3 protein-coding genes are annotated in these 3,551 nt (G+C 65.9%); 1 reads left to right on the top strand and 2 read right to left on the bottom strand.

All coding sequences use genetic code 11. The annotated features are described in order from the left end of the window. Positions 1–216: 216 nt before the first annotated feature. Positions 217–387, bottom strand: coding sequence for a hypothetical protein (locus AC1DJN_RS21245; protein WP_162887695.1), 171 nt, complete (start codon positions 385–387; stop codon positions 217–219). Between the two features lie 216 nt (positions 388–603). Between AC1DJN_RS21245 and AC1DJN_RS21240 the strand changes: the two genes are divergently transcribed. Next, entirely contained in the window at positions 604–990 is a 387-nt protein-coding gene (locus AC1DJN_RS21240; RefSeq protein ID WP_025879013.1) for a DUF2628 domain-containing protein, read from the top strand. A 72-nt stretch (positions 991–1,062) separates the two neighbouring features. On the opposite strand, the gene AC1DJN_RS21235 is transcribed toward AC1DJN_RS21240, so the two are convergent. Further along, positions 1,063–3,551: methyl-accepting chemotaxis protein (locus AC1DJN_RS21235; RefSeq protein WP_478040119.1), on the bottom strand; the 2,489-nt coding region annotated here is incomplete at its 5' end.

Here is a 3,551-nt window from a genome sequence, read left to right as displayed (position 1 = left end):
ACGCTGTATGACCTGACCGCTGCATGGAACGTCAATGAGGTGCTGACCCTGCGTGGCGGCGTCAGCAACCTGGCCGACAAGAAGCTGTACGCCGACGGCTCTACCGACTACTTCGTCGCCGGCCGCAGCTACTTCCTCAGCATGACCGCGCGCTTCTGATGCGCACTGCGATCGCGCTGGCAGCAGGCCAGCGCGATCGCCGCTGGTTTCCCAGGCTCAGTCGTTTTCCAGCACGGCCGGCGCAGCGTCGCGGCTGGCAGCGATGCGTGCACGGTCCATCGCCACCGCCAGTTGCTGGCGGGCGAGCAGTTGTTGTGCCTGCACCACTTCGGGTGTCGGCAGGAGCACCGGTCCGGGTGCGTTTTCCGGTGTAGCTGGTGTGGTCATGCAACCTCCATGGACATACCGCTGCCACCCGCAAACAGCCGGGGTAGCAGCGGAACTGCGCACCCTATCCTAAAAACAAGGCGGATGGGTGACGGTGCGGCACCGGGACGCAAGCCCTTTGCCGTAGGAACGTCACATTTTTGACGCTCCAAGCTGGTTTGCTGAATGTGACTCACTTATCATGAAAACGTTTTCCTAACAGGGAAGTCCCTACACATGAACACCGTTGACCTGACCCGCTTCAGCCCGAAGTGGCAGTTCCGCTTCAACTTCTTCCAGCAGCACGGCGCTCCCAAGGAGCCCGGCTTCAAGCAGGCCTGGAAGGCGCTGTCCTTCGGCGACCGCCTGAAGATCAACCTGAACTTCTTCGCCTTCTTCTTCGGCGCGATCTATCTGTTCATCCTGGGCATGTGGCGCAAGGCGCTGGTGGTGATCGGCATCAACATCGTGCTGATCGCGGTCAGCCTGGTGCTGCCGGACATCGTGGCCCGCGCACTGTTCATTGCAATGAACTTCCTGGTCGCCTCGAGCACCAACTACAGCTACTACCTGGAACAGGTGAAGGGCAACACCAGCTGGAACCCCTTCGAAGGCATGTTCTAAGCCCAGCGCACCACGTATGCAGTGGCACATCGACGCCCGGCCTTGGCCGGGCGTCGTCGTTCATGCCCCGGCTCAGGCGGCGCGCAACGCGGCAGCCGGCCGGGTGTCGGCCTGCAGGCGGAAGCGGGACACCGCCACCGCCAGCTGCTCGGCCTGTTCTTCCATCGCCCGCGCCGCAGCGGTGGCTTCTTCCACCAGCGCAGCATTCTGCTGGGTGGTCTCGTCCATCTGCACCACAGTCTGGTTGACCTGCTCGATACCGGCCGACTGCTCGCGCGAGGCGGCCGAGATCTCGGCCATGATCTCGTTGACCCGGCCGACCTGGCCGACGATCTCCTGCATCGTGCGGCCCGCACCGTGCACCAGCTGCGCGCCGGCGCCGACATGGCCGACCGAAGCGTCGATCAGCTCCTTGATCTCCTTGGCCGCGCCCGCCGAGCGCTGTGCCAGCGCGCGCACTTCGCTGGCGACCACCGCAAAGCCACGGCCCTGTTCACCGGCGCGCGCCGCTTCCACCGCTGCGTTCAGGGCCAGGATGTTGGTCTGGAAAGCGATGCCGTCGATCACCGAGATGATCTCGGCGATGCGCTGCGAAGAGGTCTCGATCTGCTCCATGGTCTGCACCACCTGGCTGACCACCTGCCCGCCTTCGCTGGCAACGCCTGCGGCCGAGGCCGCCAGCTTGTTGGCCTGCAGGGCATGATCGGCGTTCTGGCGCACGGTGGAGGTCAGTTCCTCCATCGACGCGGCGGTCTCTTCCAGGTTGGCCGCCTGCTGCTCGGTACGGCGTGACAGGTCGCTGTTGCCCGACGCGATCTCGCCTGCGGCCAGGCGGATGCTGGCCGCAGACTGCTGGATCTGGCCGACGATCTGGGTCAACTGCTGCACGGTGCTGTTGGCATCGTCGCGCATCACCGCGAACACGCCGTGGAAGTCACCCTCCATCCGTGTACTCAGGTCACCGGCGGCGATGGCGCGCAGCAGCGTCGACAGCGCAGCCAGGTTCTGGTCGCTGACCTGCATCATGGTGTTGAGCGTTTCCACCATGCGGCGGAAGTCATGCTCGAAGCGCTGGGTATCGCCACGCACGGCGAAATCACCTGCCGCCGCCGCAGCGGCCAGCTGCTGGATCTGTTCGTTGATCGCCGCCAGGTTGGTCTTGGTGGTTGCCATGGCAGCGGTGAATATCGCCTTTTCGCCCGGCAGTGCCTCCATGTCCACGCTCAGGTCACCCACCGCGTAGCGCTGCATCACCTCGACCAGGCGTTGGGTGACCGCATTGCTGTCGGCCACCAGCTGGTTGCTGTCGGCCACCATGCGGCCATATTCGCCCGGGAACACCGAGGCATCCATGCGGTAGCTGATTTCACCGGCATCATGGCGGCGCGCCATCTCCGCCTGTGCGGCCATCACTGCCTGCAGCTGGCCACGCATGCCCTGCATGGCGTCCAGCAGGCGGCCCACTTCATCGTTGCCCAGCGCCGGCATGGCGGTATCCAGCTTGCCCGCAGCCACGTCGCCGGCGATGCGCACCGCCTGCGCCAGCGGTCGCACGGCCAGGCGCTGCAGCAGCAGGTAGACACCGCCACTGAGCACCAGCGCAGCCACCACACCCACCAGCAGGATGATCCACAGCAGCTCGCGGGCCTGCGCGATGATCACCGCATGCGGCACCACCACGCCCAGCGCGAAACGCTGCGGCGCGTCACCCACCTGCAGCGGCACGTACAGGCGGACGTTGCCGGCAGCGTCGGGCTCGAACGCTTCGTACGTCTTGTCGGCGGCGATCTGCGCCAGCATGCCGAGGGTGGCGGCATCGGTACGCGGCTTGCCGATCTCGGCAGCATCGGCCGAGGCCAGCACCACGCCCTTCGGCGACAGCAGTTCGACGCGGCCGGCGCCCATCGGCGTCAGCGTGGCCAGGTGCTTCTGCAGCGCGTCCAGCGAGAAGTCGACGGTGAAGACACCGAGGAAGGTGCCGTTCTCGACGATCGGCGTGCTCAGCGTGCTCATCAGCACCTGCTTGCCGCCGATGTCGTAGGCATACGGTTCGCTGACCAGCGGCAGCTTGTCGCGGCTGGGCACCATGTACCAGTTGCCCGAGCCGCTGGGCGTCTCGGTGTAGTCGGTCATCGTCGACTGCTGCGGCTTGCCGTCCTGCCAGGCCCAGTAGCTCATGTAGCGGCCGGTGGCGTCGTGCGCCTCGCTGTTGACGAACTCGGCGTCCTTGCCGTCGAAGGCATTGGCCTCCCACATGGTGCTCTTGCCCAGCCATTCCGGGTGCGCGTGCAGCTGCTCGCCGATGACATTGGCCAGGCTGGCGCGATCAGGGGCATCACCGCGCGCACGCTGGGCCAGCACGGTTTCCACCATCGCATCGTTGCTGGCAAAGGCCGTACCCAGGTCGGCAGCCACCTGCCGCGCCTCGGCACGGGCTTCGCTGGCCATGGTCTGCCGCGAGGACGACACCAGCGCCGAACTGGCCTGGTGATAGATCAGGAACGCGGTCGCGCCGAAGCACAGCAACGCGATCACCGCGGTGCCCAGCATCAGCTTGTGGG

This window comes from Stenotrophomonas sp. 05L414_2 (genome assembly GCF_056397905.1).
The sequence above is the reverse complement of the archived record's forward strand: the minus strand, read 5'-3'. Positions and strand labels throughout refer to the sequence as shown.